Here is a 26,066-nt window from a genome sequence, read left to right as displayed (position 1 = left end):
CGCCACGGTGGCCGTCGCGGGCTTCAGATCCCGGGGACGTACTGGATCAGCAGGTCGATGAGCTTGATCCCGGCGAACGGGGCCACGAGCCCGCCCAGGCCGTACACGCCGAGGTTGCGGCGGAGCAGCGCGTGCGCGGACGAGGGGGCGTAGCGGACGCCGCGCAGGGCGAGGGGGATCAGCGCGACGATGACCAGGGCGTTGAAGATGATCGCGGAGGCGATGGCGGTGGTCGGGCTGTGCAGGCCCATGACGTTGAGCTTCTCCAGGCCCTCGTAGCCGGTCACGCCGCCGAACATGGCGGGGACGATGGCGAAGTACTTGGCGACGTCGTTGCAGATGGAGAACGTGGTGAGGGCGCCACGGGTGATCAGCAGCTGCTTGCCGACCTCGACGATCTCGATGAGCTTGGTGGGGTTGGAGTCGAGGTCCACCATGTTCCCGGCCTCCTTGGCGGCCGAGGTGCCGGTGTTCATGGCCACGCCGACGTCCGCCTGGGCGAGGGCCGGGGCGTCGTTGGTGCCGTCGCCGGTCATGGCGACGAGGTTGCCGCCGGCCTGTTCCTCGCGGATGCGGGCGAGCTTCTGCTCGGGGGTGGCCTCGGCCAGGTAGTCGTCGACGCCGGCCTCGGCGGCGATGGCCTTGGCGGTGAGCGGGTTGTCGCCGGTGACCATGACCGTCCGGATGCCCATCGCGCGCAGTTCGGCGAAGCGCTGGGCGATGCCCGGCTTGACCACGTCCTTGAGGTGGACCGCGCCCAGCACCCGGGTGCCCTCGCGGTCCTCGGTCGCGACGAGCAGCGGGGTGCCGCCGCCGGCCGCGACGGAGTCGGCGATCCAGCGGGCGTCCACGGGGATCGCGCCGCCGCGCTGTTCCACCCAGCGGAAGACCGCGCTCGCCGCGCCCTTGCGGATGCGGCAGAAGTCGTCCCCGTACGCGAAGTCGGCGCCGCTCATCCGGGTCTGCGCGGAGAACGGGACGAACCGGCCGTGCGCGAAGTCGGCGTCGTCGTGGTGGATCCCCTGCCGCCGCGCCAGGGCGACGATCGAGCGGCCCTCGGGCGTCGTGTCGGCGAGCGAGGCCAACTGGGCGGCGTCGGCGAGCAGTTCCGCCGGGACGCCCTTGACCGGGACGAAGGAGGCGGCCTGCCGGTTGCCCAGGGTGATGGTGCCGGTCTTGTCGAGGAGCAGGGTGTTGACGTCGCCGGCGGCCTCGACGGCGCGGCCGGAGAGGGCGATGACGTTGCGCTGGACGAGCCGGTCCATGCCGGCGATGCCGATCGCGGACAGCAGCGCGCCGATGGTGGTGGGGATCAGGGTGACCAGCAGGGCGACGAGGACGGTGATGGTCTGCTCGGCGCCCGCCCAGCTCGCCATCGGCTGGAGGCTGACCACGGCCAGGATGAAGATGACCGTCAGACACGCCAGCAGGATGTTGAGGGCCAGCTCGTTGGGGGTCTTCTGGCGGGTGGTGCCCTCGACGAGGGAGATCATCCGGTCGAGGAAGGTGTGGCCGGGGCGCGAGGTGATCCGCACGACGATCCGGTCGGAGAGCACGGTCGTCCCGCCGGTGACGCCGGAGCGGTCGCCGCCGGCCTCGCGGATGACCGGCGCGGACTCGCCGGTGATCGCCGACTCGTCGACCGAGGCGACGCCGTCGACGACCTCGCCGTCGCCGGGCACGGTCCCGCCCGCCTCGACCACCACGAAGTCCTGCGGCCGCAACTCGGAGGCGGGGACGCGCTGTTCCTCCCAGTCGCGCGGGCCGGACCCGACCCACCAGACGCGCAGCCGCCGGGCGACCGTCGTACTCCGGGTGCGGCGCAGCGTCTCCGCCTGTGCCTTGCCGCGGCCCTCGGCGACGGCCTCGGCGAGGTTGGCGAAGACGACGGTGAGCCAGAGCCAGGCGCTGATCAGCCACGCGAAGACGGACGGGTCGAGGAGGGCGGAGAGCGTGGTGAGGACGGCTCCGACCTCGACGACGAACATCACCGGGTTGCGGACCATCACCCGGGGGCGCAGCTTGCGGACGGCGTCCGGGAAGGCGGTGAGCAGCTGCCGGGGATCGACGGCCCCGGCGGCCACGCGGCGGTGCCGCCGTCCGTCCCGCGGCGGTCCGGGGGCCGGGGACGGCGGGGTCTCCTGGGGCGGGGTCTCCTGCTCGGGGACGAGGTACTGCGGCATCGGCGGGGTGGCCTTCGACGGGTCGGCTGGTGATCGGTTCACACAGCCAACCCGCCGGACGTCCCCGGCCGGGGCTTCCTGACGCGCCCTTGTCGCGCGAAGGGCCCGGACTTACGCGGCCCTTACGCGCCTTGGGTGTTGTTACGCGCCGCGGGTGTCCTTACGCCTCGCGGGACGCGGCGATCTGGCGCGACATGATCGTCGTCAGCTCGTACGCCGTGTGCGAGGCGGCCACGGAGGTGATCTCCGCGTGGTCGTAGGCGGGGGCCACCTCGACCAGGTCGGCGGAGACGAGGTTGCAGGAGGACAGCCCGCGGATGATCTCCAGCAGCTCGCGGGAGGTCAGGCCGCCGGCCTCGGGGGTGCCGGTGCCGGGGGCGTGGGCCGGGTCCAGGACGTCGATGTCGATGGAGATGTACAGCGGGCGGTCGCCAATGCGCTGGCGCAGCTGGTCGGCGATCTCGTCCACGCCGCGGCGCATGACGTCGGCGGAGGTGACGATGCCGAAGCCCATCTTGGCGTCGTCGTCCAGGTCCTTCTTGCCGTACAGCGGGCCGCGGGTGCCCACGTGGGAGAGGGCGGAGGTGTCGAGGATGCCCTCCTCGACGGCCCGGCGGAAGGGGGTGCCGTGGGTGTACTCGGCGCCGAAGTAGGTGTCCCAGGTGTCCAGGTGGGCGTCGAAGTGGAGCAGGGCGACCGGGCCGTGCTTGCGGGCGACGGAGCGCAGCAGGGGCAGGGCGATGGTGTGGTCGCCGCCGAGGGTCATCAGGCGGGCGCCGGTGTCGAGCAGGTCGTCCGCGGCGGCCTGGATGGTCTCCACGGCCTCGTCGATGTTGAACGGGTTGGCGGCGATGTCACCGGCGTCCGCGACCTGGGCGAGGGCGAACGGCGACGCGTCCTGGGCCGGGTTGTACGGACGCAGCAGGCGGGAGGCCTCGCGGATGGCGTTGCCGCCGAAGCGGGCGCCGGGGCGGTAGGAGACGCCGGTGTCGAACGGCACGCCTACGACGGCGACGTCGGCGGTGCCGACCTCGTCGAGCCGCGGCAGCCGGGCGAAGGTCGCGGGACCGGCGTAACGCGGGATGCGGGACGAGTCGACGGGGCCGCGCGGGTCACGGGGGGCGTCGGTGGTCATGCGAGGGGGCCTCTCGTTCGCTGCCTGGGACGTACCCGAGGGTAGGCAGGGGCCCGGGCTCCCCACATATACGGAACTGTGAGTACGAACTCTTCTTATGGACACCGCGTCCATCGCGCTCGCGCCCGGGGCACAATGACCGCATGCCGACGCCTGTGCCCGTCCCCAGCCGAGCCCAGCTGATCGACCACCTCGTCCGGCATCGCATCGCGGGCGTCGTCGCGACGCCCCGGGCCAACAGCCTCGACCACTACCGCAAGCTCGCGCACGGCGACCGGCCGCACTGGCTGGGCGTGGAACTGGGCGACCGCTGGCGGGACGAGCAGGACGTCCTGGCCGTGATGGCCGAGCGCTGCGGCGTCAGCGACGACCCGGAGCTGCGCACCGGACCGGACGCGATCGACCCCGAGCTGACGGTGGCCGCGCTGGAGCGGGCCGCCGGCTTCCTGCGCAGGGCGGCGGAGACCGGCCGGCGGGTGCTCCTCGCCACCGGCCACCCCGGCGGCCTGCTGGACGTGCACCGCATGACGGCCTCGGCACTGCGGGCCGCGGGCTGCGAGATCGTCTCCGTCCCCGGCGGGCTGCGCACCGAGGAGGGCACCGTGCACCAGGTCGCGGACGTGGCGGTGTACGAGCGCGGCGCCACGCTGTGGCACACCCACTCCCCCGCCCCCATGGCCGCCGTCCTCGACGCCCTGGACCGCGCGGGCCGCCCGCTGCCGGACCTGGTCGTCGCGGACCACGGCTGGGCGGGCTGCGCGGCCCAGCGCGGCATCGACACGGTCGGGTACGCGGACTGCAACGATCCGGCGTTGTTCCTGGCGGAGGCGGAGGGGTTGCTGCGGGTCGCCATCCCGCTCGACGACCATGTCGTCGATCCCCGGTCGTACGAGCCGATGACGGCGTATCTGCTGGGTGCGGCGGGGTTGTCGGTGGGCTGAGTTCTCCCCGCCCCGCCCTTTCACCGTTTCTTCCGGGGCTCCGCCCCGGGGCCCGGGCACGGCTCCGCCGCGCGGAAGCGGGGCTCCGCCCCCTGCACCCCACCGGGCTCCGCCCCCCGAGCCCCTTTCGGGGCTCCGCCGCGTTGACCGGGGGCTCCGCCCCCTGGACCCCTGAAACCGCGCTCCGCGCGGTTGTCCTCAAGCGCCGGACGGGCTGGATTTCGCGCCCGGGTTGGATTTCGAGTCCAGGTTGGATTTCGCGCCCGCGCTGAATACTCAGCCCGGGCGCGCACTTCAGCCCGTCCGGCGCTTGAGGACGAGCGGCGGAGCCGCACACCGCGCGGAGCGCGGTGCCGGGCCGAGGGGCGGAGCCCCGGAAGAAACGGTGAAATGGGGGTGCCCCCTCTGGGGGAGGGCCGGGGGTGAACTCCCCTACGCCCTCCGCCCGTTCCACCCCCGCACGCACAACCACGACCCCCCGTACAGCACAACCGCCTCCGCCACCCGCAACCCCGTCCCCGATATGAGCCGCGACGCCCCGGTCAGCTCCACAACCCGCTGATGCCAGAAGAACATCAGCACGACGCCCGCGGCGATCACCAGACCCCCGCCCGCCATCATCAACAACCGCGACACCCCGGACACCCGGCACCCCTCCCCATCTCCCCGACTCTCCAACTCTCCAACTCTCCAACTCTCCGACAGGAAAGGAGCGTACAAGGCGGCACTGACAGCCGGTCACCCTCAGGCCCGCGCCCGCGGCACCCGCACCAGCCCCTCCTGGATCACCGACACCACCAACCGCCCGTCCATCGTGAAGATCCGCCCCCGCGCCAGCCCCCGCCCGCCCTGCGAGGTCGGGCTCTCCTGGTCGTAGAGCAGCCACTCGTCCGCACGGAACGGCCGGTGGAACCACATCGCGTGGTCCAGGCTCGCGCCCACCACGTCCCCGACGGCCCACCCGCCCCGCCCGTGCGCCAGCAGCACCGAGTCGAGCAGCGTCATGTCGGAGACGTATGTGGCCAGGCAGACGTGCAGCAGGGGGTCGTCCGCCAGCTTCCCGTTCGTCCGGAACCACACCTGCGAGCGGGGTTCCCGCGCCGCCCCGACGCTGCCGAACGGCGGCTCGTCCGCGTACCGCAGATCGACCGCGCCCCGCGCCTCCAGCAGCTTGGCCAGCACGTCCGGCCCGCCGAACCGGTCCGCGTACCGGGGCAGGAGCTCGGCCGCGGTCGGCAGGCCGAGCGGGTCCGGCGCGGACGGCATCGGCTCCTGGTGCTCAAGGCCCTCCTCGTGGACCTGGAAGGACGCCGAGAGGTGGAAGATCGGCCGGCCGTGCTGGACGGCGACCACCCGGCGGGTGGTGAAGGAACGCCCGTCGCGGATCCGGTCCACGGTGTAGACGATGGGCCGGCCGGGATCACCGGGCCGCAGGAAATAGGCGTGCAGGGAGTGCGGAGGACGGTCCTCCGGAACCGTGCGCCCGGCCGCGACCAGCGCCTGCGCCGCGACCTGGCCGCCGAAGACGCGCGGGATCACCGCGTCCCGGCTGGTGCCGCGGAAGATGTCCTCCTCGATCCGTTCGAGGTCGAGCAGGGCGAGGAGTTCCTCGAGCGGGGTCATGGGTTCGTTCACGTGCGTCGTACCGCCCCTCACAGTCCCATCGACTTGGCGATGATCGAGCGCATGACCTCGCTCGTCCCGCCGTAGATCCGGCTCACCCGGGTGTCCGCGTACAGCCGCGCGACGGGGTACTCCATCATGTAGCCGTAACCGCCGTGCAGCTGGAGGCACTTGTCGACGACGACGGCGGCGCGCTCGGTGGTGAAGAGCTTCACCGAGGCCGCGTCGGCGGCGGTCAGCCCGCCCGCGTCGTGCGCGTCCAGGGCCCGGTCCACGACTGCCTGCATGGCGTCGACGTCCGCCCTGCAGTCGGCGAGGACGAACTTGGTGTTCTGGAACGAGGCCACCGGCTGCCCGAACACCGTGCGCCCGCGGACGTACTCCCTGGCGAACTCCAGCGCGGCGGCGGACTGGGCGTACGCCCCGGCGGCGATGCCCAGCCGCTCCTGCGGCAGGTTGTGGGTGAGGTAGGAGAAGGCTCTGCCCTCCTCGCCGAGCAGGTCCCCGACGGGCACCTCGACGTCGGCGAAGGAGAGTTCGGCGGTGTCGGAGGTCTTGAGTCCGAGCTTCTCCAGCTCGCGGCCGACCGCGTAGCCCGCGGAGGAGGTGTCCACGACGAGGATCGAGATCCCGCCGCGCCGGTCCTCCGGCGCGGGAGGGGCGGTGCGGGCGCAGACGAGCACCCGGTCGGCCTGGACGCCGCCGGTGATGAAGGTCTTGGCGCCGTTGAGGACGTAGTGCGTGCCGTCCTCGGAGAGCTTCGCGGTGGTCCGCATCCCGGCCAGGTCGGAGCCGGTGCCGGGCTCGGTCATGGCGATGGCGGTCATCATGTCGCCCGTGACGAACGGCGGCAGCCAGCGCCGCTTCTGCTCCTCGGTGGCGTACGCCAGGAGGTACGGCAGGCAGAGCGCGGTGTGCACGCCGGCGCCCCCGAAGCTGACGCCCGCACGGGCGCACTCCTCGGTGATCACGGCCTGGAACTTGAAGCTCCGCTCGCCCGCGCCGCCGTACTCCTCGGGCACCTCGATGCCGAAGACGCCCAGCTCGCCCAGCTTCTTGTAGAACGCGCGCGGCACCCGGCCGGCCTCGCGCCACTCGTCGTGGTGCGGCACGACCTCCGTGGCGATGAAGTCGCGGATGGTGACCCGGAACGCCTCGTGGTCCTCGTCGAACACCGTGCGACGCACAACTACCCCCTCGTGGTGGGTGCTTCCCCAGGCGCTTCCCCGGGTACTTCCCCGGGTACTTCCCCGCCCTCCCGGCCGAGCCCTCCTGACCGAGCCCTCCTGGTCGACCAAGCGCTTGCTCAGCGAAAGCTACCGGGCGGTCTCGAACCCTGTCCAGGGCCGCCCACGCCGGAACGTCGCCCTCCCACAAGGGCTTTGACCGCCACCCGGCGAGCGGTCACCCCTGAAACCCGGCCCCCGACCCGGAATCGGTCGCTGAACCCGGACCGGCCCGGCCGGGCGCGAACAGCGGCCGGCCACGGACCGGTCCCGCGGGCACCGCGCAAGGGCGGCCGGCCCGGGCACCCTTGCGCGGGCCGCGCGGCCGTCAGCCCGACAGGGCTCCGAGCGCCCCGTGCGCCAGCCGCCGCAGCAGCGCCGCGGTCGCCTCACGGCCCGGCAGCGCCCCCGGCCGGCCCAGGTGCGGCGTGGAGTTGAGCAGTCCGAAGACCGCGTGGACGGCGGCCCGCGCGGTGTCCTCCGTCGCCCCGGGGTGCAGCTTGCGCACCACCTCCACCCACAGCTCCACGTACTGCCGCTGGAGGGAGCGCACCAGCTTGCGGTCGCTGTCGCGCAGCTGCCCCAGCTCGCGGTCGTGGAGGATGATCAACGCCCGGTCGTCCAGGGCGAAGTCGATGTGCCCGTCGATCAGCGAGCCGAGCACCTCGGCCGGGCCCCCGCCCGCCACCTCGGCCGCGGCCCGCCGCTCGCGGCCGCCGGCGAGCAGCCGGCCGCTGATGCCGACGAGCAGCTCGGCGAGCATCGCGTCCTTGCCCGCGAAGTGCCGGTACAGCCCCGGCCCGCTGATGCCGACCGCGGCTCCTATCTCGTCGACCCCGACGCCGTGGAAGCCGCGCTCGGCGAAGAGCCGGGCGGCCGCCTTGAGGATCTGCTCGCGGCGGGTGGGGGCGGCGGCGGCGATGAGGGCCCGGGCGCGGGTCACCTGGTCGTTGGCGGCGCCGTCGTCGGCAGCGCTGTCGTTCTCGGAGTTCACGGAAGAAATTGTAGACAGGGCCGTTAGCGGGCGTTAACCTGAAGGGGATCTGTTAACGCTTATTAACCGCGCCGGGGGGCGGCAGGCAGTCAGGCAGTACGGACACACCTGCCGGAGCCCGGCGAGCGCCATCCAGCAAGTGAGACCGGGCAAGGGAGCTCGAAGTCCATGCAGCAGGCACCGGTGCTGACCAGCACCGCAGATCCGGCGTCCGACGCCTGGCGGGCCAACGAGACCGCCCACCGCGAGCTCGCGGCACAGCTGCGCGAGAAGCTCGCGGCAGCCAGGCTGGGCGGGGGCGAGCGCGCCCGCGCCCGGCACACCGCCCGCGGCAAGCTGCTGCCGCGCGACCGGGTCGACGCCCTGCTGGACCCGGGGTCGCCGTTCCTGGAGATCGCCCCGCTGGCCGCCGACGGGATGTACGACGGAGCGGCGCCCGCCGCCGGCGTGATCGCCGGCATCGGCCGGGTCTCCGGCCGCGAGGCGGTGATCGTCGCCAACGACGCCACGGTCAAGGGCGGCACCTACTACCCGATGACGGTCAAGAAGCACCTGCGCGCCCAGGAGATCGCCCTGGAGAACCGCCTCCCCTGCCTCTACCTGGTGGACTCCGGCGGCGCCTTCCTCCCCATGCAGGACGAGGTCTTCCCGGACCGCGAGCACTTCGGCCGGATCTTCTACAACCAGGCCCGGATGTCCGGCGCCGGCATCCCGCAGATCGCCGCGGTCCTCGGTTCCTGCACGGCCGGCGGCGCCTATGTCCCCGCGATGAGCGACGAGGCGGTCATCGTGCGCGACCAGGGCACGATCTTCCTGGGCGGGCCGCCGCTGGTGAAGGCGGCCACCGGCGAGGTCGTCACGGCGGAGGAGCTGGGCGGCGGCGAGGTCCACTCCAAGGTCTCCGGCGTCACCGACCACCTCGCCGAGGACGACGCGCACGCCCTGCGCATCGTCCGCACCATCGTCTCCACCCTCGGCGACCGCGGCCCGCTGCCCTGGCGGGTGGAGCCGCCCGAGGAGCCCAAGGCCGACCCGGCCGGGCTCTACGGCGCGGTCCCGGTCGACTCCCGCACCCCCTACGACGTCCGCGAGGTCATCGCCCGCGTGGTGGACGGCTCCCGGTTCGCCGAGTTCAAGGCCGAGTTCGGGCAGACGCTGGTGACCGGCTTCGCCCGGATCCACGGCCACCCCGTCGGCATCGTCGCCAACAACGGCATCCTCTTCTCCGAATCCGCCCAGAAGGGCGCCCACTTCATCGAGCTGTGCGACCAGCGCGGCATCCCGCTGGTCTTCCTGCAGAACATCTCGGGCTTCATGGTCGGCCGGCAGTACGAGGCGGGCGGCATCGCCAAGCACGGCGCCAAGATGGTGACGGCGGTGGCCTGCACGCGCGTCCCCAAGCTGACCGTCGTCGTAGGCGGCTCCTACGGCGCGGGCAACTACTCGATGTGCGGCCGGGCCTACTCCCCCCGCTTCCTGTGGATGTGGCCCAACGCCAAGATCTCCGTCATGGGCGGCGAGCAGGCCGCCTCGGTCCTCGCGACCGTCAAGCGCGACCAGTTGGAGGCGCGCGGCGAGCAGTGGGGGACGGACGAGGAGGAGGCGTTCAAGTCCCCCGTCCGCGAGCAGTACGAGCGCCAGGGCAACGCCTACTACGCGACCGCCCGGCTGTGGGACGACGGCGTCATCGACCCGCTGGAGACCCGCCAGGTGCTCGGCCTCGCCCTGACCGCCTGCGCCAACGCCCCTCTGCCCGAACGTGACCCGGCCGCGCCCGGCTACGGCGTCTTCCGGATGTGAGAGGAGACGTGACCATGTTCGAGAGTGTCCTGGTCGCCAACCGGGGCGAGATCGCCGTCCGGGTCATCCGCACCCTGCGCGAGCTCGGCGTCCGCTCGGTCGCCGTCTTCAGCGACGCGGACGCCGACGCCCGGCACGTGCGCGAGGCCGACACGGCCGTCCGCATCGGCCCCGCCTCCGCCGCCGAGAGCTACCTGTCCGTGGAGCGACTGCTGGACGCCGCCGCGCGCACCGGCGCGCAGGCGGTCCACCCCGGCTACGGCTTCCTCGCGGAGAACGCCGCGTTCGCCCGCGCCTGCGAGGCCGCCGGGCTGGTCTTCATCGGCCCGCCCGCCGCCGCGATCGAGCTGATGGGCGACAAGATCCGGGCGAAGGAGACCGTGCGGGCCGCGGGCGTGCCCGTCGTCCCCGGCTCCTCCGGCAGCGGCCTGTCCGACGCCGAACTGACCGCCGCCGCACGGGAGATCGGCATGCCGGTACTGCTGAAGCCGTCCGCCGGCGGCGGTGGCAAGGGCATGCGGCTCGTCCGCGACGAGGCGCTGCTCGGCGAGGAGATCGCCGCGGCCCGCCGCGAGGCGCGCGGCTCCTTCGGCGACGACACCCTCCTGGTGGAGCGCTGGATCGACCGCCCGCGCCACATCGAGATCCAGGTCCTCGCCGACGCCCACGGCAACGTCGTCCACCTCGGCGAGCGCGAGTGCTCGCTCCAGCGCCGCCACCAGAAGATCGTCGAGGAGGCGCCGAGCGTCCTGCTGGACGGGGCCACCCGCGCCGCGATGGGCGCCGCCGCCGTCCAGGCCGCCCGCTCCTGCGGCTACACGGGCGCGGGCACGGTCGAGTTCATCGTCCCCGGCAACGACCCGTCCTCCTACTACTTCATGGAGATGAACACCCGCCTCCAGGTCGAGCACCCGGTCACCGAGCTGGTCACCGGCCTGGACCTGGTGGAGCGGCAGCTCCGGGCGGCCGCCGGCGAGCCGCTCTCCCTCGCCCAGGAGGACGTCGTCCTCACCGGCCACGCGATCGAGGCCCGGCTCTGCGCCGAGGTCCCGGCCCGGGGCTTCCTGCCCTCGGCGGGCACGGTCGTGGCCCTCCACGAGCCCGAGGGCCCCGGCGTCCGGGTCGACTCGGGCCTCACGGTGGGCACGGAGGTCGGCACGTCCTACGACCCGATGCTCGCCAAGGTCATCGCCCACGGCCCGGACCGCGCGACGGCCCTGCGCCGCCTGCGGGCGGCCCTGGCCTCGACGACGGTCCTCGGCCTGGAGACGAACACGGGCTTCCTGCGCCGCCTGCTGGCCCACCCGGCCGTCGTCTCCGGCGACCTGGACACGGGTCTGGTGGACCGGGACGGCTCCTCGCTGGCAACGGACTCCGTCCCGGACGAGGTGTACGTGGCGGCGGCCCTGTGCCGGCACGCGGCGCTGTTCCCCTCCCCCGGAGCCACGGACGACTGGACGGACCCGTTCTCGGTCCCGACCGGCTGGCGCCTGGGCGGCGAACCGGCGTGGACGCAGCACCACCTGCGGGTACCGGGCCACGACCCGGTGACGGTACGGGTACGGGGCTTGGCGACGGAGGCCGAGGTCCTGCTGGGCGAGCCGGCCACGGCCCCTGCCGGGGCGGAGGAGGCACTCCCCCACGGGCACCCCGTGAGAGCCCGCCTCCTCCCCACCACCCCCACCCGTCCCACCCTCGAAGTCGCCGGCCGCACCCACACCTTCGCCACCGACACGGCGGGGACCTGGCTCGGACGGGACGGCGACACCTGGCACGTCACCGACCACGACCCCGTCACCGCCCGCTCCGCGGGAGCCGCCGCGCACGCGGGGGCGCTCACCGCGCCCATGCCCGGCACGGTCACCGTCGTGAAGGCCGCCGTCGGCGACGCCGTCACCGCGGGCCAGAGCCTCCTGGTCGTGGAGGCCATGAAGATGGAGCACGTCATCTCCGCGCCCCACGACGGCACGGTGACCGAGCTCGACGTCACCCCGGGCAGCACGGTCGCCATGGACCAGGTGCTTGCCGTGGTCGCCCCGGCGGAGCCTCCGGAGGTGGAGTCATGACCACCGGCACCGGCACAGGCACAGGCACCGGCCTGCCCATGGCCGTCCCCGACCCGGCCCTCCCCCACCGCGTCCGCGTCCACGAAGTCGGCCCCCGCGACGGCCTGCAGAACGAGAAGACCGTCGTCCCCACCGAGGTCAAGGCGGAGTTCATCCGCCGCCTCGCCGACGCCGGCCTGGACACCGTGGAGGCGACCAGCTTCGTCCACCCGAAGTGGGTGCCCCAACTCGCCGACGCGGAGCGGCTGCTGCCGCTCGTCCGGGGCGTCGGCGCCCGCCTCCCCGTCCTCGTGCCCAACGAACGCGGCCTGGACCGGGCCCTCGCCCTGGGCGCCCGGGAGATCGCCGTCTTCGGCAGCGCCACCGAGTCGTTCGCCAAGGCCAACCTCAACCGCACGGTCGACGAGTCGCTGGCGATGTTCGAGCCGGTGGTGGCCCGGGCCAAGGCGGCGGGCGCCCGGGTCCGCGGCTACCTCTCCATGTGCTTCGGCGACCCCTGGGAAGGCGCGGTGCCCATCGACCGGGTCGCCGCCACGGGCCACCGCCTCCTCGGCCTCGGCTGCGACGAGCTGAGTCTCGGCGACACCATCGGCGTCGCCACCCCGGGCCACGTCACCGCCCTGCTGCGGGCGTTCAACGACGCGGGCGTGCCCACCGACCGCCTCGCCGTGCACTTCCACGACACCTACGGCCAGGCCCTGTCCAACACCCTCGCGGCCCTGCGGTACGGCGTGACCACCGTCGACGCCTCCGCGGGCGGCCTCGGGGGCTGCCCGTACGCCAAGAGCGCCACCGGCAACCTCGCCACCGAGGACCTCGTGTGGATGCTCGACGGTCTCGGCATCACCACCGGGATCGACCTCGGCCGCCTCACCGCCACAAGCGTGTGGATGGCCGGCCACCTGGGACGGCCCAGTCCGTCCTGCACCGTTCGCGCCATCTCCCACCAGGAGTCATGAGCCATGCCGCTGGACCACCGCCTCACCCAGGAACACGAGGAACTCCGCCGCACCGTGGAGGAGTTCGCCCACGACGTGGTCGCCCCGAAGATCGGGGAGTACTACGAGCACCATGAGTTCCCCTACGAGATCGTCCGCGAGATGGGCCGCATGGGCCTCTTCGGCCTGCCGTTCCCCGAGGAGTACGGCGGGATGGGCGGGGACTACCTGGCCCTCGGCATCGCCCTGGAGGAGCTGGCCCGCGTCGACTCCTCGGTGGCGATCACCCTGGAGGCCGGGGTCTCCCTCGGCGCCATGCCGGTCTTCCGCTTCGGCACCGAGGAGCAGAAGCGGACCTGGCTGCCGCGGCTGTGCTCCGGCGAGATCCTGGGCGCGTTCGGCCTGACGGAGCCCGAGTGCGGCTCGGACGCGGGCGGCACCCGCACCACCGCCCGCCTGGACGAGGCCACGGACGAGTGGGTGATCAACGGCACCAAGTGCTTCATCACCAACTCGGGCACGGAGATCACGGGCCTGGTCACGGTCACCGCGGTCACCGGCCGCGGCGAGGACGGCAAGCCGCTGATCTCCTCGATCATCGTGCCGTCGGGCACCCCCGGGTTCACCGTCGCGCCCCCGTACTCCAAGGTCGGCTGGAACGCCTCGGACACCCGGGAGCTGTCCTTCTCCGACGTCCGCGTCCCCGCCGCCAACCTGCTGGGCGAACAGGGCCGCGGCTACGCCCAGTTCCTCCGCATCCTCGACGAGGGCCGGATCGCCATCTCGGCCCTGGCCACCGGCCTCGCCCAGGGCTGCGTGGACGAGTCGCTGGCCTACGCGAAAACACGGCGGGCGTTCGGCCGCCCGATCGGCGCCAACCAGGCCATCCAGTTCAAGATCGCCGACATGGAGATGCGGGCCCACACGGCCCGCCTCGCCTGGCGCGACGCGGCCTCGCGGCTGGTGCACGGCGAGCCCTTCAAGATGCAGGCCGCGCTGGCCAAGCTCTACTCCTCCGAGATCGCGGTGGACAACGCCCGGGAGGCCACCCAGATCCACGGCGGCTACGGCTTCATGAACGAGTACCCGGTGGCCCGCATGTGGCGCGACGCCAAGATCCTGGAGATCGGGGAGGGCACCAGCGAGGTCCAGCGGATGCTGATCGCCCGCGAGTTGGGCCTGACGGGCTGAGCGGACGCGGGGCCGGGCACCCCGTGTCCGGCCCCGGGCACCACCCGCCGCCCTGCGAGAATTCCCCCATGGCAGAGATCTTCCAGACGGACGGCACCTGGACGTTCGACGGCAGTGCGATACGGATCGTCCCGGGCCGGGAGCGCGGGGTGCACCTGGTCCGCCAGACCCTGGGCGAGCTGACCGTGCCCCTGGCCGCCGTCGCCGGCGTCTCCTTCGAGCCGGGCCGCAAGGGGGGCCGGCTGCGACTGCGGCTGCGCGACGGCGCGGACCCGCTCTCGCAGGTGACCCGCGGCCGGCTGCCCGACGCCGCCGACCCGTACCAGCTGCGGACCGAGCCCGACCGCTCCGGCGTCGCCGAGTACTTCGCGCAGGAGGTCCGCACGGCCCTGCTGCTGGAGCAGGTGCCCGAGGGCCCGGCGGACCGCTACCTGCTGTCCGGCCCGGCCGTCCCGGTGTCCGCCGGCGCCGGGGACGGCACCGCCTCCTTCGACGGCGAGCGCGTCCGCCTGGAGTGGAACTGGCTCACCGACGACGGAAAGGCGTCCGGCGGCCCGCGCGAGTTCCCGCTCTCCGACATCCGCGCCGTGGAGTGGCTGCCCGGCGTCGGCCTGGAGAACGGCTATCTGCGCTTCGAGGTCCAGGGCTCGCCCACCAAGGCCCGCCCCAAGTACGACCCCAACGCGATCGAGCTCTACGGCTTCAAGAAGGACGGGCTGATGGCCCTGGTGGGCGCCGCCGTCGTGGCCCGCCTGCCGCACCCGGCCGCCGACCGGCGGACCGCGCCGCATCCCGCCGCCCCGCCGCCCGAGCCCGTAGAAGCGTCCGCACCCGCCGCGCTCCCCGTCTCCGGAAGCCCGGCCGACGATCACGACACCCTGCTGCGCCGGCTGCGCGAGCTGGGTGAGCTGCATCACGCCGGAATCCTCACCGACGAGGAGTTCGCCGCCGCGAAACAGGCGATTCTCCAGCGTTTCTGACCAAACCACCCACCCTTCCATCACCTCCTGCCCGAATTCGGGCAGGATTCTTGCGAAAGGCGCTCCCACCCCTCAGTATCAACGGGTGCTCGAACGCCGTACGTCCCATGACGACCTGGTTGACCACCTGGTGCGCAGCACGCCGCTCCAGCGCGGCGAGGCCGCCCGGGTGGTCCTGGACGTCCTGGCGTACTTCGACGAGACGGTCGAGGAGTTCGTCCGCCGCCGCCACCGTGAACTGCAGGCCGGCGGCCTGGCCAACGCCGAGATCTTCACCAGGATCTCGGCCGAGCTGCCGCACCGCGCGGTGGCGCCGCCCGAACTCTCACTGCGGCAGTTGCGCCGCATCGTCTACGGCTGAGTCGACAGCCACGCCGGGACCACGGCACGCCGGCGGCTGCTGCCGCCGCCGGGCATCCATGAACTTCTGTACGGGAGGGACTTCACCATGTGTGGAATCGTCGGTTACATCGGCAAGCGCGATGTCGCCCCGCTGCTGCTGGAAGGACTCCAGCGCCTGGAGTACCGCGGCTACGACTCCGCCGGCATCGCCCTGCACGCGAGCGGCAAGACCGGCGGCCTGAAGACCGCCAAGGCCAAGGGCCGCGTCCGCGAACTGGAGGCCCGCCTCCCCAAGCGCTTCAACGGCACCACCGGCATCGCCCACACCCGCTGGGCCACCCACGGCGCCCCCAACGACATCAACGCGCACCCGCACATGGACGCCGCCGAGACCGTCGCCGTCGTGCACAACGGCATCATCGACAACGCCTCCGAGCTGCGCGCCCGGCTGACGGCCGAGGGCATCGCCTTCGTCTCCGACACCGACACCGAGGTCCTCGTCCACCTCATCGCCCGCTCCGAGGCCGGCACGCTGGAGGAGAAGGTCCGCGAGGCGCTGCGGCACATCGAGGGCACCTACGGCATCGCCGTGCTGCACGCCGACTTCCCGGACCGCATCGTCGTCGCCCGCAACGGCTCCCCGGTCGTCCTGGGCATCGGCGAGAAGGAGATGTTCGTCTCCTCCGACGTCGCCGCCCTGGTCAGCCACACCCGCCAGGTCGTCACCCTGGACGACGGCGAGATGGCCACCCTGAAGGCCGACGACTACCGCACGTACACCACCGAGGGCTCCTCCACCTCGGCCCAGCCGACCACCGTGGAGTGGGAGGCCGAGTCGTACGACATGGGCGGCCACGACACGTACATGCACAAGGAGATCCACGAGCAGGCCGACGCCGTGGACCGCGCCCTGCGCGGCCGCATCGACGACCGCTTCTCCACCGTGCACCTGGGCGGCCTCAACCTCGACGCCCGCGACGCCCGCGCCGTGCGCCGGGTGAAGATCCTCGGCTGCGGCACCTCGTACCACGCCGGCCAGATCGGCGCCCAGATGATCGAGGAGCTGGCCCGGATCCCCGCCGACGCCGAGCCCGCCTCCGAGTTCCGCTACCGCAACCCGGTCGTGGACCCCGACACCCTCTACATCGCGGTGTCGCAGTCCGGCGAGACCTACGACGTCCTCGCCGCCGTCCAGGAGCTCAAGCGCAAGGGCGCCCGCGTCCTGGGCCTGGTGAACGTGGTCGGTTCCGCGATCGCCCGGGAGACCGACGGCGGCATCTACGTGCACGCCGGCCCCGAGGTCTGCGTCGTCTCCACCAAGTGCTTCACCAACATGGTCGTCGCCTTCGGCCTGTTCGCCCTGCACCTGGGCCGCACCCGCGACCTGTCCGTCGCCGACGGCAAGCGGATCATCGAGGGCCTGCGCAAGCTGCCCGCCCAGATCGAGGAGATCCTGGCGAACGAGGCGCAGATCGAGAAGCTGGCCGCGGAGTACGCGGACGCCAAGTCGATGATGTTCATCGGCCGCGTCCGGGGCTACCCGGTGGCCCGCGAGGCCTCGCTGAAGCTCAAGGAGGTCTCGTACATCCACGCCGAGGCCTACCCGGCCTCCGAGCTCAAGCACGGCCCGCTGGCGCTGATCGAGCCCGCGATGCCGACCGTGGCGATCGTGCCGGACGACGACCTGCTGGAGAAGAACCGCGCCGCGCTGGAGGAGATCAAGGCCCGCAGCGGCCGCATCCTCGCCGTCGCGCACCAGGAGCAGGAGAAGGCCGACCACACCATCGTCGTGCCGAAGAACGAGGACGAGCTGGACCCGATCCTGATGGGCATCCCGCTCCAGCTGTTCGCCTACTACACGGCCAAGGCGATGGGCCGCGACATCGACAAGCCGCGCAATCTCGCGAAGTCCGTGACGGTCGAGTAGTCCTCGCATCGAGCCCTCGGCCCGACCTGTCCTCGGGCCGAGTTGAAGGGACGGTTCTCCCCGCGCGTGCCACCGAACGCGCGGGGAGACCGCCTCCCCGGTGCCGGCGTCGCCCTCACGCCGGCGGTGATGCCGCCGGTCCCGGGAACCGTCACCTCCCGCCCGGCAGCAGGGCCTGTTGCCGGTGTAGTACCCGCGGGTGAGGCCCTATGCACTCCTACGCATGAGTAGATTGCACGGGGCGTCGAACCCCGAACCGCCGTACCACCCTTGAGGGCGGCGGGAGTTGACGATACGTCGGAAATGCCCCGTTACGGGATGACGACGACGGGCCGCTGCGCCCGGCGCGCCAGCCGCCCCGCGACCGAGCCGAAGATCCGGCCGACGATGCCGTGGGTGGACCCGACGACGATCGCGTCGGCCGCGTACTCGCGCCCGACCTCCTCCAGCTCGTGGCAGATGTCGCCGCCGCGCTCGACGAGGATCCAGGGCACCTCGGAGAGGTGGTCGGCACAGGCCAGCTCCAGCCCCAGCACCTCGGTGCGATGATCCGGGACGTCCACGAAGACCGGCGGCTCACAGCCCGCCCAGACGGTCGTCGGCAGCCGGTTGGCCACATGGACGATGATCAGGCCCGAGCCGGAACGCCGGGCCATGCCGATTGCATACGCAAGCGCCCGCTCGCTCGAAGTCGAGCCGTCGAAGCCCACCACGACGCCGTGCTGGAACGCCGGATCGCAGGAATGACGTGTTTCTTCCGCCGCTTCGGGGAGCGCCGTCTGATCGGCGATCCGCTTGCGGTCCGCGGGTTCGTAGAATTCGTGACCGGCCATCGGTGTCTCGGCGAAGGGAGTCCTCGTACGGAGGGGCGTCGGTGGGCTGACTCAGGGGTCGCGCCGCGTGCCGCACCGGAGCGGTGACGTCAGAACGGCGACAAAAATCCGTCCGGGATTCATCTTTTCAAGGACTTACTCCCCAGGGTAAGGCCCCGTGCGCCGGGTGCCCAGAGTCCGGCCTTCCGGGGAGGCCGGAAGGAGCCGGCCGACGCCGGACGGCCCCGGACCCGACGGACCCCCCGACGGACGGTGCTCGGCACTCGGTGTCCCCCTCGACGGGCGTGACGACTGACGGGTGAGCGTTCCCCGGAGCATGCACGAGGGCCGCCCGGAGCGCAATGCCCCCTTAGGCCCTACCCCTGCCCACTCCCCCAGTGACCCACACGCCCGGGCGGCGTTGTACTACCGCCAGCAGCCGCCGCCAGGGAGCCGCTCCGTGCCCGGAACCCGTGATGACGCCCACGACGACGACACCGAGAGGGAATCGCCCGATCCGGTGAGCGACGTGGTCCGCTGGGCGGCGTTCAGCTGCGCCTTGGTGCCCGTCGTGCTCCTGATGTGCGGTCAGTCCTTCGGTGGCGCCGCCGGCAGCGCGGCCGGCCTGGTGGCGGTCACCTGCGCCTGCCGGGCCCTGCTGCGCCGGTCCGAGCGCGCGGCCGGGCGCGCCGTCCGCGCCGGGCGGCTCGCGGGCGGGGCCGTGGAACAGGCCGTACCGCACCGCGGTCGGCACGGTCGTACGGGGGGCGGTACGCACCGCGGCTCCCGGCACGCGGGCACCAGTACGCCCCTCGACTGATTTTTTGTACGACGACACCCGTATGTTTTCGGCCAACTTCAGGCCGAAGGCCCTCGCTTGGCCTGACCAGCCCCCAACAGCCGGGCGACCAGCAAGGAAAGGACCGCTGAGGGCGGTTGCACCCTACGGGGATTGGGCAGTGGCGAGAGGCGTACTTTTCACCGGGGCCTGCAAGTGCAACGCTTCGTGATCGAACGCTTCGCGCCAAGTTGTCATGTCGACATAGAGCCGGGTGGTGAACTGGTCACCGCGACTACATCCGACACAGTAGATTCGATCTTGGCCATGACCGGCGGGGGAACCGTTCAGGACCGAGGGGAAACGTGCAGGACCGAGAGGACTCGACCGCCGAGGGGGGCTTAGCGCCATGAGCCAGGACTCCACGACCGTACCGGAGACCGTGCGCAAGCTCTCCGGACGCCGCCGCCGGGAGATCGTCGCCGTATTGCTGTTCAGCGGCGGCCCGATCTTCGAAAGCTCCATTCCGCTCTCCGTATTCGGGATCGACCGGCAGGACGCCGGAGTTCCCCGTTATCGCCTGCTGGTCTGCGCGGGCGAAGATGTGCCATTGCGAACGACCGGCGGCCTGGAACTGACCGCTCCGTACGGCCTGGAGGCACTCTCCAGGGCCGGCACCGTCGTCGTACCGGCCTGGCGGTCCATCACCCAGCCGCCGCCGCCGGCCGCCCTCGACGCACTGCGCCGGGCCCACGAGGAGGGCGCCCGCATCGTCGGGCTGTGCACCGGTGCCTTCGTACTGGCAGCCGCGGGACTGCTCGACGGCAGACCCGCAACGACCCATTGGATGTACGCGCCGACGCTCGCCAAGCGCTACCCCTCGGTCCATGTGGACCCCCGGGAGCTCTTCGTGGACGACGGTGACGTCCTGACCTCGGCGGGCACCGCCGCGGGCATCGACCTGTGCCTGCACATCGTCCGCACCGACCACGGCGCCGACGCGGCGGGGGCCCTGGCCCGCCGGCTCGTCGTGCCGCCGCGCCGCAGCGGCGGGCAGGAGCGCTATCTCGACCGCTCTTTACCCGAGGAGATCGGCGCCGACCCGCTCGCCGAGGTCGTCGCCTGGGCGCTGGAGCACCTCCACGAACAGTTCGACGTGGAGACCCTGGCCGCCCGCGCCTATATGAGCCGCCGCACCTTCGACCGCAGGTTCCGCTCGCTCACCGGCAGCGCGCCGCTCCAGTGGCTGATCACCCAGCGGGTGCTCCAGGCCCAGCGGCTGCTGGAGACCTCCGACTACTCGGTGGACGAGGTCGCGGGGCGCTGCGGCTTCCGTTCACCCGTCGCCCTGCGCGGCCACTTCCGCCGGCAGCTGGGGTCCTCCCCGGCCGCCTACCGGGCGGCCTACCGGGCGCGGCGGCCGCAGGGCGGGCCCGAGGGCCGGCCCGACCGTGCCGAGCGGGCGGACCGCGCGGAGCGGGGCGAGCGCTTCCCGGGGACGGAGCCGGTCGAGCCCCGGTCCGGGGAGGCGTCGGTCGTGGGCATGAGACGGAGTCCCCTGGCCGCCGCGCACGCCGTCACCGGCGCCCCGCTCGGCGGTGACCGGCACCTCGGGCACGGTGGGCACACCGGGCACGGGGTACCGGTGGGCCACGGCATCGGCCATGGACCGAATGTCGTGGAACCGGGCAAACCGGAATCCGATCTCTACAGCCCTCACCTGCCCGGCCAGCGGGAACGCCCCGTAGGGTGAGTTCCATGAACGATCGCATGGTGTGGATCGACTGCGAGATGACCGGGCTCTCGCTGTCGTCCGACGCTCTCATCGAGGTGGCCGCCCTGGTCACCGACTCCGAGCTGAACATCCTCGGCGACGGCGTGGACATCGTCATCCGCCCGCCCGCCGAGGCCCTGACCACCATGCCCGAGGTGGTGCGCCAGATGCACACGGCCTCCGGGCTGCTCGAGGAGCTGGACGGCGGGACGACGCTCGAGGAAGCGGAGCGGCAGGTCCTGGCGTACATCCGCGAGTACGTCCCGGAGCCGGGCAAGGCCCCGCTGTGCGGAAACTCGGTCAGCACGGACCGCGGCTTCCTCCTGCGGGACATGCCCGCGCTGGAGGGCCACCTGCACTACCGCATCGTCGACGTCTCGTCGGTGAAGGAACTGTCCCGCCGCTGGTTCCCGAGGGCGTACTTCGCCAGCCCGAAGAAGAGCGGCAACCACCGGGCGCTCGCCGACATCCGCGAGTCGATCGCCGAGCTCCGCTACTACCGCGAGGCGATCTTCGTCCCGCAGCCCGGCCCGGACTCCGACGCGGCGAAGGCGATCGCGGCCAAGCACGTCCTTCCTGTTCAGGGGTAGTGACGTAGCTCGCTCCCGGTTCGGCGAAAGCCGGGAGCGAGCACCCCTCCGGACCCTGTACACTTTTTCTCGGCCGGTGGGAAACACGGAAACGAACGCCGGACGTGGTGGGTATAGCTCAGCTGGTAGAGCACCTGGTTGTGGTCCAGGATGTCGCGGGTTCGAGTCCCGTTACTCACCCTCAGGGACAAGGCCCCTGACCTGCAAAGACAGGTCAGGGGCCTTGTCGTTTCCGAATCTTGGGAACCCGACGGGTACCCGACAAGTCGTCAGGCGATCTAGGGTCCCCGGCATGGCGAGCATCGTGGAGCGCCCCAAGAGGGACGGGACCAGCACGTTTCAGGTTCGCTGGCGCGACGGTGGGGGTCGCGTCGGCAAGGTCGAGACGGAGAACTTCGACAGCGAGGACGCGGCCGAGCAGTTCAAAGATCTCGTAAACGCCCACCGGCAGCACTGGCCGCCCGGGTGGGTGCGCGGCGTCGGCTTCGTCGAGGAGAAGCCGATCCCCGGCGACCGGCCGCTCACGGACTACGCGGACCAGTACGTGAGGCGCCTCACAGGGACGGACAGACGCACCCGTGAGGACTACGCGCGAGACATCCGGCTGCACCTGTCGCGCATCGTCCATACGACGCCTTCCGGCCTCGTGGTGCCGGCGACGGTGGGCAACGTCGTGTCGGGGGACATCCAGGACTGGGTGGCCTTGCAGCAGGACGGGGTGAGGGATCCTGAGAGGCCGGAGGAGTGGGTGTACCGGAAGGCGGATCCCAAGTCGATCCGGAACCGGCACGGGCTCGCCTTCTGCGTCTTCCAGGCCGCGATGGAGGCCGAACCGCCGCTGCGCTCCAGGAACCCCTGCAAGGGCACCTCGCTGCCCCGTGTCGACGACCACGTCGATGAGGAGATGTGCTTCCTGGAGCCGGTCGAGTACGACCGGGTGAGGGCCGAGATCACGGATCCGGATGCCGCGGACCTGGCGGACTGGCTCGTCGGCACGGGGACCCGCTGGGGGGAGGCTACGGCGCTGAAGGTCTGTGACCTACAGCTTGCGGGCAGCAAGCCCTCCGCGAGCATCGTCCGGGCCTGGAAGAAGGCTCCCAAGGGGAGTGACAGCGCCTTCTACCTCGGGCCGCCGAAGACGAAGAAGGCTCGCCGCGTTCTGCGGTTGTCGAGTAGTCAGGTGGAGATGCTGCGGCGGCGTACCGCGGGGCTTCCCGAATCGGCGTTCGTTTTCCGGACGTCGCTGGGCAACCACTGGCGGCATGCGAACTTCTACAACCGGAAGTGGATGCCGGCGGTGAGGGAGGCGATGGCGAAGGGCTTGCCGAAGAAGCCCCGGATTCATGATCTGCGTCATACGCATGTGGCTTGGCTGATCGCGCGACACATCGCCCTGCCGAAGATCCAGGCTCGATTGGGGCACGAGAGCATCTCGACGACGGTGGACCGGTACGGGCACTTGCTGGAGGTGCTGGACGACGAGCTCAGCGAGGTGATCGAGGACATGATGGCTCCTCCGGCGCAGCGGGGCCTCTGCCTGGTTCAGGGGGCTTGAGGCGGGTTGGCGCGGGCAGGGGCGTGGCCGCGCTCCTCCGCGCCGCTTCATGAAGGAGAACGCGGGGTTTCGGGGGAAGGGGGCCCGAGCCGGCGGGCGCAGGAAGCCCCCTCGGGCTCGGCCGGAGGGGGCTGTCGTCGGCGGCGGGGGTTCAGTCGTCGTCGCCGGGGTGGGGCGGTAGGTCGCCGCTCCAGCGTTGGATCCACAGGCCGCTCTTGATCATGTACTCGAGCTGTCGGTTGATGGCGGCCATGCATTCTGCCGACATGTGTCCGGGGCGTACGAGCATGATGAGTTGGCCTTTGCGTTCGACGCCCATGACGACTTCGCCCTCGGGGACAAGGTCGCTCTCTTCGTACCGAGCGGTGGGGCCTGGCGTGCTCGGCCCTGGTGTTTCCGCTCCCTCGTCTTCCATCTGTCCCCCAAAGGCACACGGGTGCACGCCGGATGTCCGTACGGATTCACCCAGTTTGCAGGCTGATGACCTTTCACGCCCCCCAGGCGGAGACATCATGTTGCCAGGTTGGGGACAGTTGAACTACTACCTGCACACAGAAACCTTGCTGTCGGCAAGGCCCCTTCCGCTTCTTCGGCCTCAGCGGGCGTCGGAGAAGGCCGCCAGGAAGCGTCGGAGCTGTTCGCGCTGCTCGGGGGTGAGCCGCTCGGCGTGCTCGACGAGGGCGCGGGCCTCTCCCGAGGTGCTCCAGACGGTGTTGATGCCGAAGAACTGGGCGCCGGCGGCGTCCTGCAGTTTCCAGAGGGGGAGTTCGAGGGCGCGCGCGAGGGCTTCGAGCTCGGGCAGGTAGGGGGCGTTGACCTTCTGTCGTGTCTCCAGCCGGTGGATCCAGCTGTACTTCAGCAGCGGTTCCCCGTCAGGGCCGGCGGTGCGGGCCGCCACGGCCTTGAGGCTCAGCCGGAGTTCTTCCCGGCGCTTCTTGACCAGGTCGGACAGGGCTGTGGGGGCACCAGGTGTCACGTCATCCTGCTCGGCCATGGCTTTCCTGTCGTCTTGTGGGCTGTTCCGGCCATTGTTGTTCATGGTTTCTGTGTGACAGCAGGGCCTCGGGTGCTGATCAGTGCCGGGCGCCACCCCCACCGCTGAACGAATTGTCCATCTAAAGCAACGAGTCGCACTAGCTCCCCTTGGGGTTTGACGCGTTTTGCTCACGACATCCATTTCGATGGACAGAGCGTCCATTCCGTGCGATGCTCGTTCAGCCAAGAAAACATCCCATCCAGGGAGATGGACGCATGGCATTTCGTGACCCTCTGTTCCTGCTCTGGGACCGTGACTTGCTGCTCCGACTGATGAAGCGCACCGGCTCCGGCCACAAGGTCACCGTCCGTGAGCTCGCGGAGCGATCGGGCGTAGCGGTCGGGACAGTCGGAGATCTGGCCAGCGGGGCGCGCAGCAGCGTCACCGCGACCACGGCTCAGGCCATCTGCCAGGGGATTGGCGTAGACCTACTGATCCTTTTCACCCCGATCGGGCGTTCTGTCCCTTCTTCCAGGGTCGACAACACGCCATCCGTGGAGCAGGTGGCCGCGTGAGCGTCAGCCTCCACACCTACGAGGAAGCCGCTGCCGCGCTGCGCATCAAGGAGTCCTGGCTGCGGCGCCACATCAAGGACCTCCCGCACACCAAGCTCGGCCGGGAGGTCCTGTTCACCGACGAGGACCTCGGCCGTATCAGCGCCGAACTCTTCCGTTTCGAACCGGCTACCGGCCCGCTCGCCGCTTCCCTGCGGCCAGCGACCGGCACGCACCCTCTGGCGCACCTCAAGCCGCGCCCTTCCCGGGCGCTCCGTAGCGCCTGACCACGGAGCAAGCGGGGCCGCTCCGACTTCCCGGCCCGAGCGACCCCGAACGGCTTCACCTCAACGAATCCAAGGAGGCTCCACCGTGAGCACAGAGGCTACCTCGCAGCTCGACCTGGCCAAGGGCCTGGTGCAGCTGCTCACCGCCCACCCCGACCTCCCGCATGCCATGTGGACCGTCCACGATCGTCTGCGCGGCGACATCTACGGCCCCCAGGAAGACAACTTCACCGCTCTCCGCGCCTGTCTGCGGCAGCTCGGCGGGACCGTCCGTCGCGGCTCCGTCTACGAGACGCTCGGCGAGCGGATGCGCTCCTACGTGATCACCACGGCGTGGGGAGACATCCCGGTGGAGGTCTCCGTCAGCATCCCGGCGGACCTGCACGACCCGGAGCTCCTCGACGGCCTGCTGGCCGACCGGCGGCACGACGTCACGGACCCGGCGGTGCCGGTCGAGCAGCAGGCGGTGGCCAAGTGAAGAGCCTCCGCCGCCTCATCGGCCGCATCGTCGGCCGCCGCAAGCCCGCCGTGACGGGCCCGGTGCCGATCTACGTCCGCCGCTCCCCCGCCGGGGCGGTACTGGACGTCGAGTCCTACGCGCACCGCGTGATCACGACGCTCGCCGACGAGTACCTGGACGAGCTGATCGAGATCGCCGAGGACCGGGCGAACGTCCGGGAGTACGACGGCCACCGGCCGGAGGGGCTGCTGGTCGAGCGCCTCGCGGAGGCGGTCGGGTACGAACTGCCGCTCTACGGCGTCCAGGTGACCGAGCTGGCCGACCGGCTGCGTGCCGTCGCTCCGGCGGTCCGGATCCCGCAGCAGCGCGCCGAGGGGAGTGCCGCGTGAACGCTCAGATGAAGCCCGGCATCCCGCCTTTCCGCCCCCGCGTGGCCGATCTGTGGGCGCGGATCGAGCGCCAGGGCGGCGCATGGACGACGCACCGCGTGCTGAGGGCCCACCGGCTGAACGGTCATGACGCCCTGAAGCGGGCGACGGCGCGCGGTGATCTCCACCTCCTCGCCCGGGCCGGGCTGCTGGAGGAGCACGACGAGGACCCGAACCGCCGCTTCTACACCCGCAAGCGCACCACGAACGCGAAGGGGATGTCGTGATGGCATCCAGGTCGGCGATGACGTGGAACGGCGGCAAGACGGGGATGGGCCGCCCGCCGGCGGTCACCGCCCTGCCCGGGGAGTGCCCCGTCGAGCACTGCGGTGATCTTGCGCCTGCGGGGAGCCGTCGGGCCGGGATGGTGCGGGTGTCGGTGCGGGGCTCGCGGGAGCCGGCGCGCTGGTACTGCCCCGGTTGGTGCGCCCGGTACGGCCGGGCGCTGGGCGACGTCCGGGCGATCGGGGGTGGCGCGGGTGCCTGAGTCCGTGCCGGCCGGGGCT

Annotated in this window: 26 protein-coding genes and 1 tRNA gene; 19 read left to right on the top strand and 8 right to left on the bottom strand. The window is 71.7% G+C overall.

Annotation, left to right across the window (positions count from 1 at the left end):
- Positions 1 to 23: 23 nt before the first annotated feature.
- Both kdpB and speB read right to left on the bottom strand, forming a co-directional pair.
- Positions 24 to 2,183: a potassium-transporting ATPase subunit KdpB gene (gene kdpB, locus I5Q34_RS01320; RefSeq protein WP_199890799.1), complete on the bottom strand. Its 2,160-nt coding sequence runs from the start codon at positions 2,181 to 2,183 to the stop codon at positions 24 to 26.
- 160 nt (positions 2,184 to 2,343) lie between these two features.
- Complete coding sequence (gene speB, locus I5Q34_RS01315) at positions 2,344 to 3,318, bottom strand: agmatinase (protein ID WP_199890195.1); 975 nt, start codon at positions 3,316 to 3,318, stop codon at positions 2,344 to 2,346.
- 143 nt (positions 3,319 to 3,461) lie between these two features.
- Here speB and I5Q34_RS01310 point away from each other — a divergent pair, with 143 nt between their 5' ends.
- Positions 3,462 to 4,259 (top strand): phosphatase, encoded by a 798-nt coding sequence (locus I5Q34_RS01310; RefSeq protein WP_199890194.1) that lies wholly within the window; start codon positions 3,462 to 3,464, stop codon positions 4,257 to 4,259.
- Positions 4,260 to 4,691: 432 nt separating this feature from the next.
- Here the strand turns inward: I5Q34_RS01310 and I5Q34_RS01305 are convergent, their stop codons facing one another.
- The 4 genes from I5Q34_RS01305 to I5Q34_RS01290 form a co-directional block, all read right to left on the bottom strand.
- Positions 4,692 to 4,904, bottom strand: coding sequence for a hypothetical protein (locus I5Q34_RS01305; RefSeq protein ID WP_199890193.1), 213 nt, complete (start codon positions 4,902 to 4,904; stop codon positions 4,692 to 4,694).
- Between the two features lie 99 nt (positions 4,905 to 5,003).
- Complete coding sequence (gene tesB / locus I5Q34_RS01300) at positions 5,004 to 5,882, bottom strand: acyl-CoA thioesterase II (RefSeq protein WP_199890192.1); 879 nt, start codon at positions 5,880 to 5,882, stop codon at positions 5,004 to 5,006.
- Between the two features lie 29 nt (positions 5,883 to 5,911).
- On the bottom strand, positions 5,912 to 7,069 hold the full coding sequence (locus I5Q34_RS01295; protein ID WP_199890191.1) for an acyl-CoA dehydrogenase family protein: 1,158 nt from the start codon (positions 7,067 to 7,069) through the stop codon (positions 5,912 to 5,914).
- A 367-nt stretch (positions 7,070 to 7,436) separates the two neighbouring features.
- Positions 7,437 to 8,030: a TetR/AcrR family transcriptional regulator gene (locus tag I5Q34_RS01290; RefSeq protein ID WP_199890798.1), complete on the bottom strand. Its 594-nt coding sequence runs from the start codon at positions 8,028 to 8,030 to the stop codon at positions 7,437 to 7,439.
- 240 nt (positions 8,031 to 8,270) lie between these two features.
- Here I5Q34_RS01290 and I5Q34_RS01285 point away from each other — a divergent pair, with 240 nt between their 5' ends.
- The 7 genes from I5Q34_RS01285 (at position 8,271) to glmS (ending at position 17,346) form a co-directional block, all read left to right on the top strand.
- Complete coding sequence (locus I5Q34_RS01285; RefSeq protein WP_199890190.1) at positions 8,271 to 9,902, top strand: carboxyl transferase domain-containing protein; 1,632 nt, start codon at positions 8,271 to 8,273, stop codon at positions 9,900 to 9,902.
- Positions 9,903 to 9,916: 14 nt separating this feature from the next.
- Positions 9,917 to 11,968: an acetyl-CoA carboxylase biotin carboxylase subunit gene (locus I5Q34_RS01280; protein ID WP_199890189.1), complete on the top strand. Its 2,052-nt coding sequence runs from the start codon at positions 9,917 to 9,919 to the stop codon at positions 11,966 to 11,968.
- Positions 11,965 to 12,927 carry a hydroxymethylglutaryl-CoA lyase gene (locus tag I5Q34_RS01275; RefSeq protein WP_199890188.1) on the top strand — a complete coding sequence of 321 codons (963 nt, stop codon included), beginning with the start codon at positions 11,965 to 11,967 and terminating at the stop codon, positions 12,925 to 12,927. Before I5Q34_RS01280 ends, I5Q34_RS01275 begins: the two co-directional genes overlap by 4 nt.
- Positions 12,928 to 12,930: 3 nt before the next feature.
- Complete coding sequence (locus I5Q34_RS01270; protein ID WP_277965308.1) at positions 12,931 to 14,097, top strand: acyl-CoA dehydrogenase family protein; 1,167 nt, start codon at positions 12,931 to 12,933, stop codon at positions 14,095 to 14,097.
- 68 nt (positions 14,098 to 14,165) lie between these two features.
- Entirely contained in the window at positions 14,166 to 15,077 is a 912-nt protein-coding gene (locus tag I5Q34_RS01265) for a DUF4429 domain-containing protein (RefSeq protein ID WP_199890187.1), read from the top strand.
- An 85-nt stretch (positions 15,078 to 15,162) separates the two neighbouring features.
- On the top strand, positions 15,163 to 15,438 hold the full coding sequence (locus tag I5Q34_RS01260) for a hypothetical protein (protein ID WP_199890186.1): 276 nt from the start codon (positions 15,163 to 15,165) through the stop codon (positions 15,436 to 15,438).
- An 87-nt stretch (positions 15,439 to 15,525) separates the two neighbouring features.
- Complete coding sequence (gene glmS / locus I5Q34_RS01255; RefSeq protein WP_199890185.1) at positions 15,526 to 17,346, top strand: glutamine--fructose-6-phosphate transaminase (isomerizing); 1,821 nt, start codon at positions 15,526 to 15,528, stop codon at positions 17,344 to 17,346.
- A 311-nt stretch (positions 17,347 to 17,657) separates the two neighbouring features.
- Here glmS and I5Q34_RS01250 read toward each other — a convergent pair whose 3' ends face one another.
- Positions 17,658 to 18,179, bottom strand: a complete 522-nt coding sequence (locus I5Q34_RS01250; protein WP_199890184.1) for a universal stress protein — start codon at positions 18,177 to 18,179, stop codon at positions 17,658 to 17,660.
- 439 nt (positions 18,180 to 18,618) lie between these two features.
- Here I5Q34_RS01250 and I5Q34_RS01245 point away from each other — a divergent pair, with 439 nt between their 5' ends.
- From I5Q34_RS01245 to I5Q34_RS01225, 5 genes are all read left to right on the top strand, one after another.
- Positions 18,619 to 18,978 carry a hypothetical protein gene (locus I5Q34_RS01245; RefSeq protein WP_277965307.1) on the top strand — a complete coding sequence of 120 codons (360 nt, stop codon included), beginning with the start codon at positions 18,619 to 18,621 and terminating at the stop codon, positions 18,976 to 18,978.
- Positions 18,979 to 19,345: 367 nt separating this feature from the next.
- Positions 19,346 to 20,689, top strand: coding sequence for a GlxA family transcriptional regulator (locus tag I5Q34_RS01240; protein ID WP_199890183.1), 1,344 nt, complete (start codon positions 19,346 to 19,348; stop codon positions 20,687 to 20,689).
- Positions 20,690 to 20,694: 5 nt separating this feature from the next.
- Positions 20,695 to 21,300: an oligoribonuclease gene (orn, locus tag I5Q34_RS01235; RefSeq protein ID WP_199890182.1), complete on the top strand. Its 606-nt coding sequence runs from the start codon at positions 20,695 to 20,697 to the stop codon at positions 21,298 to 21,300.
- A 107-nt stretch (positions 21,301 to 21,407) separates the two neighbouring features.
- Positions 21,408 to 21,480: transfer RNA gene (locus I5Q34_RS01230), tRNA-His, on the top strand.
- A 112-nt stretch (positions 21,481 to 21,592) separates the two neighbouring features.
- Complete coding sequence (locus I5Q34_RS01225; protein WP_199890181.1) at positions 21,593 to 22,855, top strand: site-specific integrase; 1,263 nt, start codon at positions 21,593 to 21,595, stop codon at positions 22,853 to 22,855.
- Between the two features lie 595 nt (positions 22,856 to 23,450).
- On the opposite strand, the gene I5Q34_RS01220 is transcribed toward I5Q34_RS01225, so the two are convergent.
- Positions 23,451 to 23,849: a helix-turn-helix domain-containing protein gene (locus tag I5Q34_RS01220; protein WP_199890180.1), complete on the bottom strand. Its 399-nt coding sequence runs from the start codon at positions 23,847 to 23,849 to the stop codon at positions 23,451 to 23,453.
- Positions 23,850 to 24,106: 257 nt separating this feature from the next.
- Here I5Q34_RS01220 and I5Q34_RS01215 point away from each other — a divergent pair, with 257 nt between their 5' ends.
- The 6 genes from I5Q34_RS01215 to I5Q34_RS01190 all read left to right on the top strand — a co-directional run bounded on the left by I5Q34_RS01215 (position 24,107) and on the right by I5Q34_RS01190 (position 26,047).
- Positions 24,107 to 24,406, top strand: coding sequence for a helix-turn-helix domain-containing protein (locus tag I5Q34_RS01215; RefSeq protein ID WP_199890179.1), 300 nt, complete (start codon positions 24,107 to 24,109; stop codon positions 24,404 to 24,406).
- A complete protein-coding gene (locus I5Q34_RS01210) occupies positions 24,403 to 24,672 on the top strand; it encodes a helix-turn-helix domain-containing protein (RefSeq protein WP_199890178.1) in 270 nt (89 codons plus the stop codon). The genes I5Q34_RS01215 and I5Q34_RS01210 overlap by 4 nt, the downstream gene beginning before the upstream one ends.
- A gap of 85 nt (positions 24,673 to 24,757) precedes the next feature.
- A complete protein-coding gene (locus I5Q34_RS01205) occupies positions 24,758 to 25,150 on the top strand; it encodes a hypothetical protein (protein WP_199890177.1) in 393 nt (130 codons plus the stop codon).
- Entirely contained in the window at positions 25,147 to 25,521 is a 375-nt protein-coding gene (locus I5Q34_RS01200; RefSeq protein ID WP_199890176.1) for a hypothetical protein, read from the top strand. Before I5Q34_RS01205 ends, I5Q34_RS01200 begins: the two co-directional genes overlap by 4 nt.
- The gene (locus I5Q34_RS01195) at positions 25,518 to 25,787 is read left to right on the top strand and encodes a hypothetical protein (RefSeq protein ID WP_199890175.1); all 270 of its coding nucleotides are present in this window, start codon (positions 25,518 to 25,520) and stop codon (positions 25,785 to 25,787) included. The genes I5Q34_RS01200 and I5Q34_RS01195 overlap by 4 nt, the downstream gene beginning before the upstream one ends.
- Positions 25,787 to 26,047 carry a hypothetical protein gene (locus I5Q34_RS01190; RefSeq protein ID WP_199890174.1) on the top strand — a complete coding sequence of 87 codons (261 nt, stop codon included), beginning with the start codon at positions 25,787 to 25,789 and terminating at the stop codon, positions 26,045 to 26,047. The genes I5Q34_RS01195 and I5Q34_RS01190 overlap by 1 nt, the downstream gene beginning before the upstream one ends.
- Positions 26,048 to 26,066: the final 19 nt, after the last annotated feature.

Source organism: Streptomyces sp. AV19 (genome assembly GCF_015999245.1).
GTDB lineage: Bacteria > Actinomycetota > Actinomycetes > Streptomycetales > Streptomycetaceae > Streptomyces.
This window is presented reverse-complemented; position numbering and strand designations above follow the sequence as displayed.

Coding starts and splice junctions, on each gene's coding strand:
- kdpB (WP_199890799.1), bottom strand. CDS start 2,183: ATGCCGCAGTACCTCGTCCCCGAGCAGGAGACCCCGCCCCAGGAGACC.
- speB (WP_199890195.1), bottom strand. CDS start 3,318: ATGACCACCGACGCCCCCCGTGACCCGCGCGGCCCCGTCGACTCGTCC.
- I5Q34_RS01310 (WP_199890194.1), top strand. CDS start 3,462: ATGCCGACGCCTGTGCCCGTCCCCAGCCGAGCCCAGCTGATCGACCAC.
- tesB (WP_199890192.1), bottom strand. CDS start 5,882: ATGACCCCGCTCGAGGAACTCCTCGCCCTGCTCGACCTCGAACGGATC.
- I5Q34_RS01285 (WP_199890190.1), top strand. CDS start 8,271: ATGCAGCAGGCACCGGTGCTGACCAGCACCGCAGATCCGGCGTCCGAC.
- I5Q34_RS01280 (WP_199890189.1), top strand. CDS start 9,917: ATGTTCGAGAGTGTCCTGGTCGCCAACCGGGGCGAGATCGCCGTCCGG.
- I5Q34_RS01275 (WP_199890188.1), top strand. CDS start 11,965: ATGACCACCGGCACCGGCACAGGCACAGGCACCGGCCTGCCCATGGCC.
- I5Q34_RS01270 (WP_277965308.1), top strand. CDS start 12,931: ATGCCGCTGGACCACCGCCTCACCCAGGAACACGAGGAACTCCGCCGC.
- I5Q34_RS01265 (WP_199890187.1), top strand. CDS start 14,166: ATGGCAGAGATCTTCCAGACGGACGGCACCTGGACGTTCGACGGCAGT.
- glmS (WP_199890185.1), top strand. CDS start 15,526: ATGTGTGGAATCGTCGGTTACATCGGCAAGCGCGATGTCGCCCCGCTG.
- I5Q34_RS01250 (WP_199890184.1), bottom strand. CDS start 18,179: ATGGCCGGTCACGAATTCTACGAACCCGCGGACCGCAAGCGGATCGCC.
- I5Q34_RS01240 (WP_199890183.1), top strand. CDS start 19,346: ATGAGCCAGGACTCCACGACCGTACCGGAGACCGTGCGCAAGCTCTCC.
- orn (WP_199890182.1), top strand. CDS start 20,695: ATGAACGATCGCATGGTGTGGATCGACTGCGAGATGACCGGGCTCTCG.
- I5Q34_RS01225 (WP_199890181.1), top strand. CDS start 21,593: ATGGCGAGCATCGTGGAGCGCCCCAAGAGGGACGGGACCAGCACGTTT.
- I5Q34_RS01220 (WP_199890180.1), bottom strand. CDS start 23,849: ATGGCCGAGCAGGATGACGTGACACCTGGTGCCCCCACAGCCCTGTCC.
- I5Q34_RS01215 (WP_199890179.1), top strand. CDS start 24,107: ATGGCATTTCGTGACCCTCTGTTCCTGCTCTGGGACCGTGACTTGCTG.
- I5Q34_RS01190 (WP_199890174.1), top strand. CDS start 25,787: ATGGCATCCAGGTCGGCGATGACGTGGAACGGCGGCAAGACGGGGATG.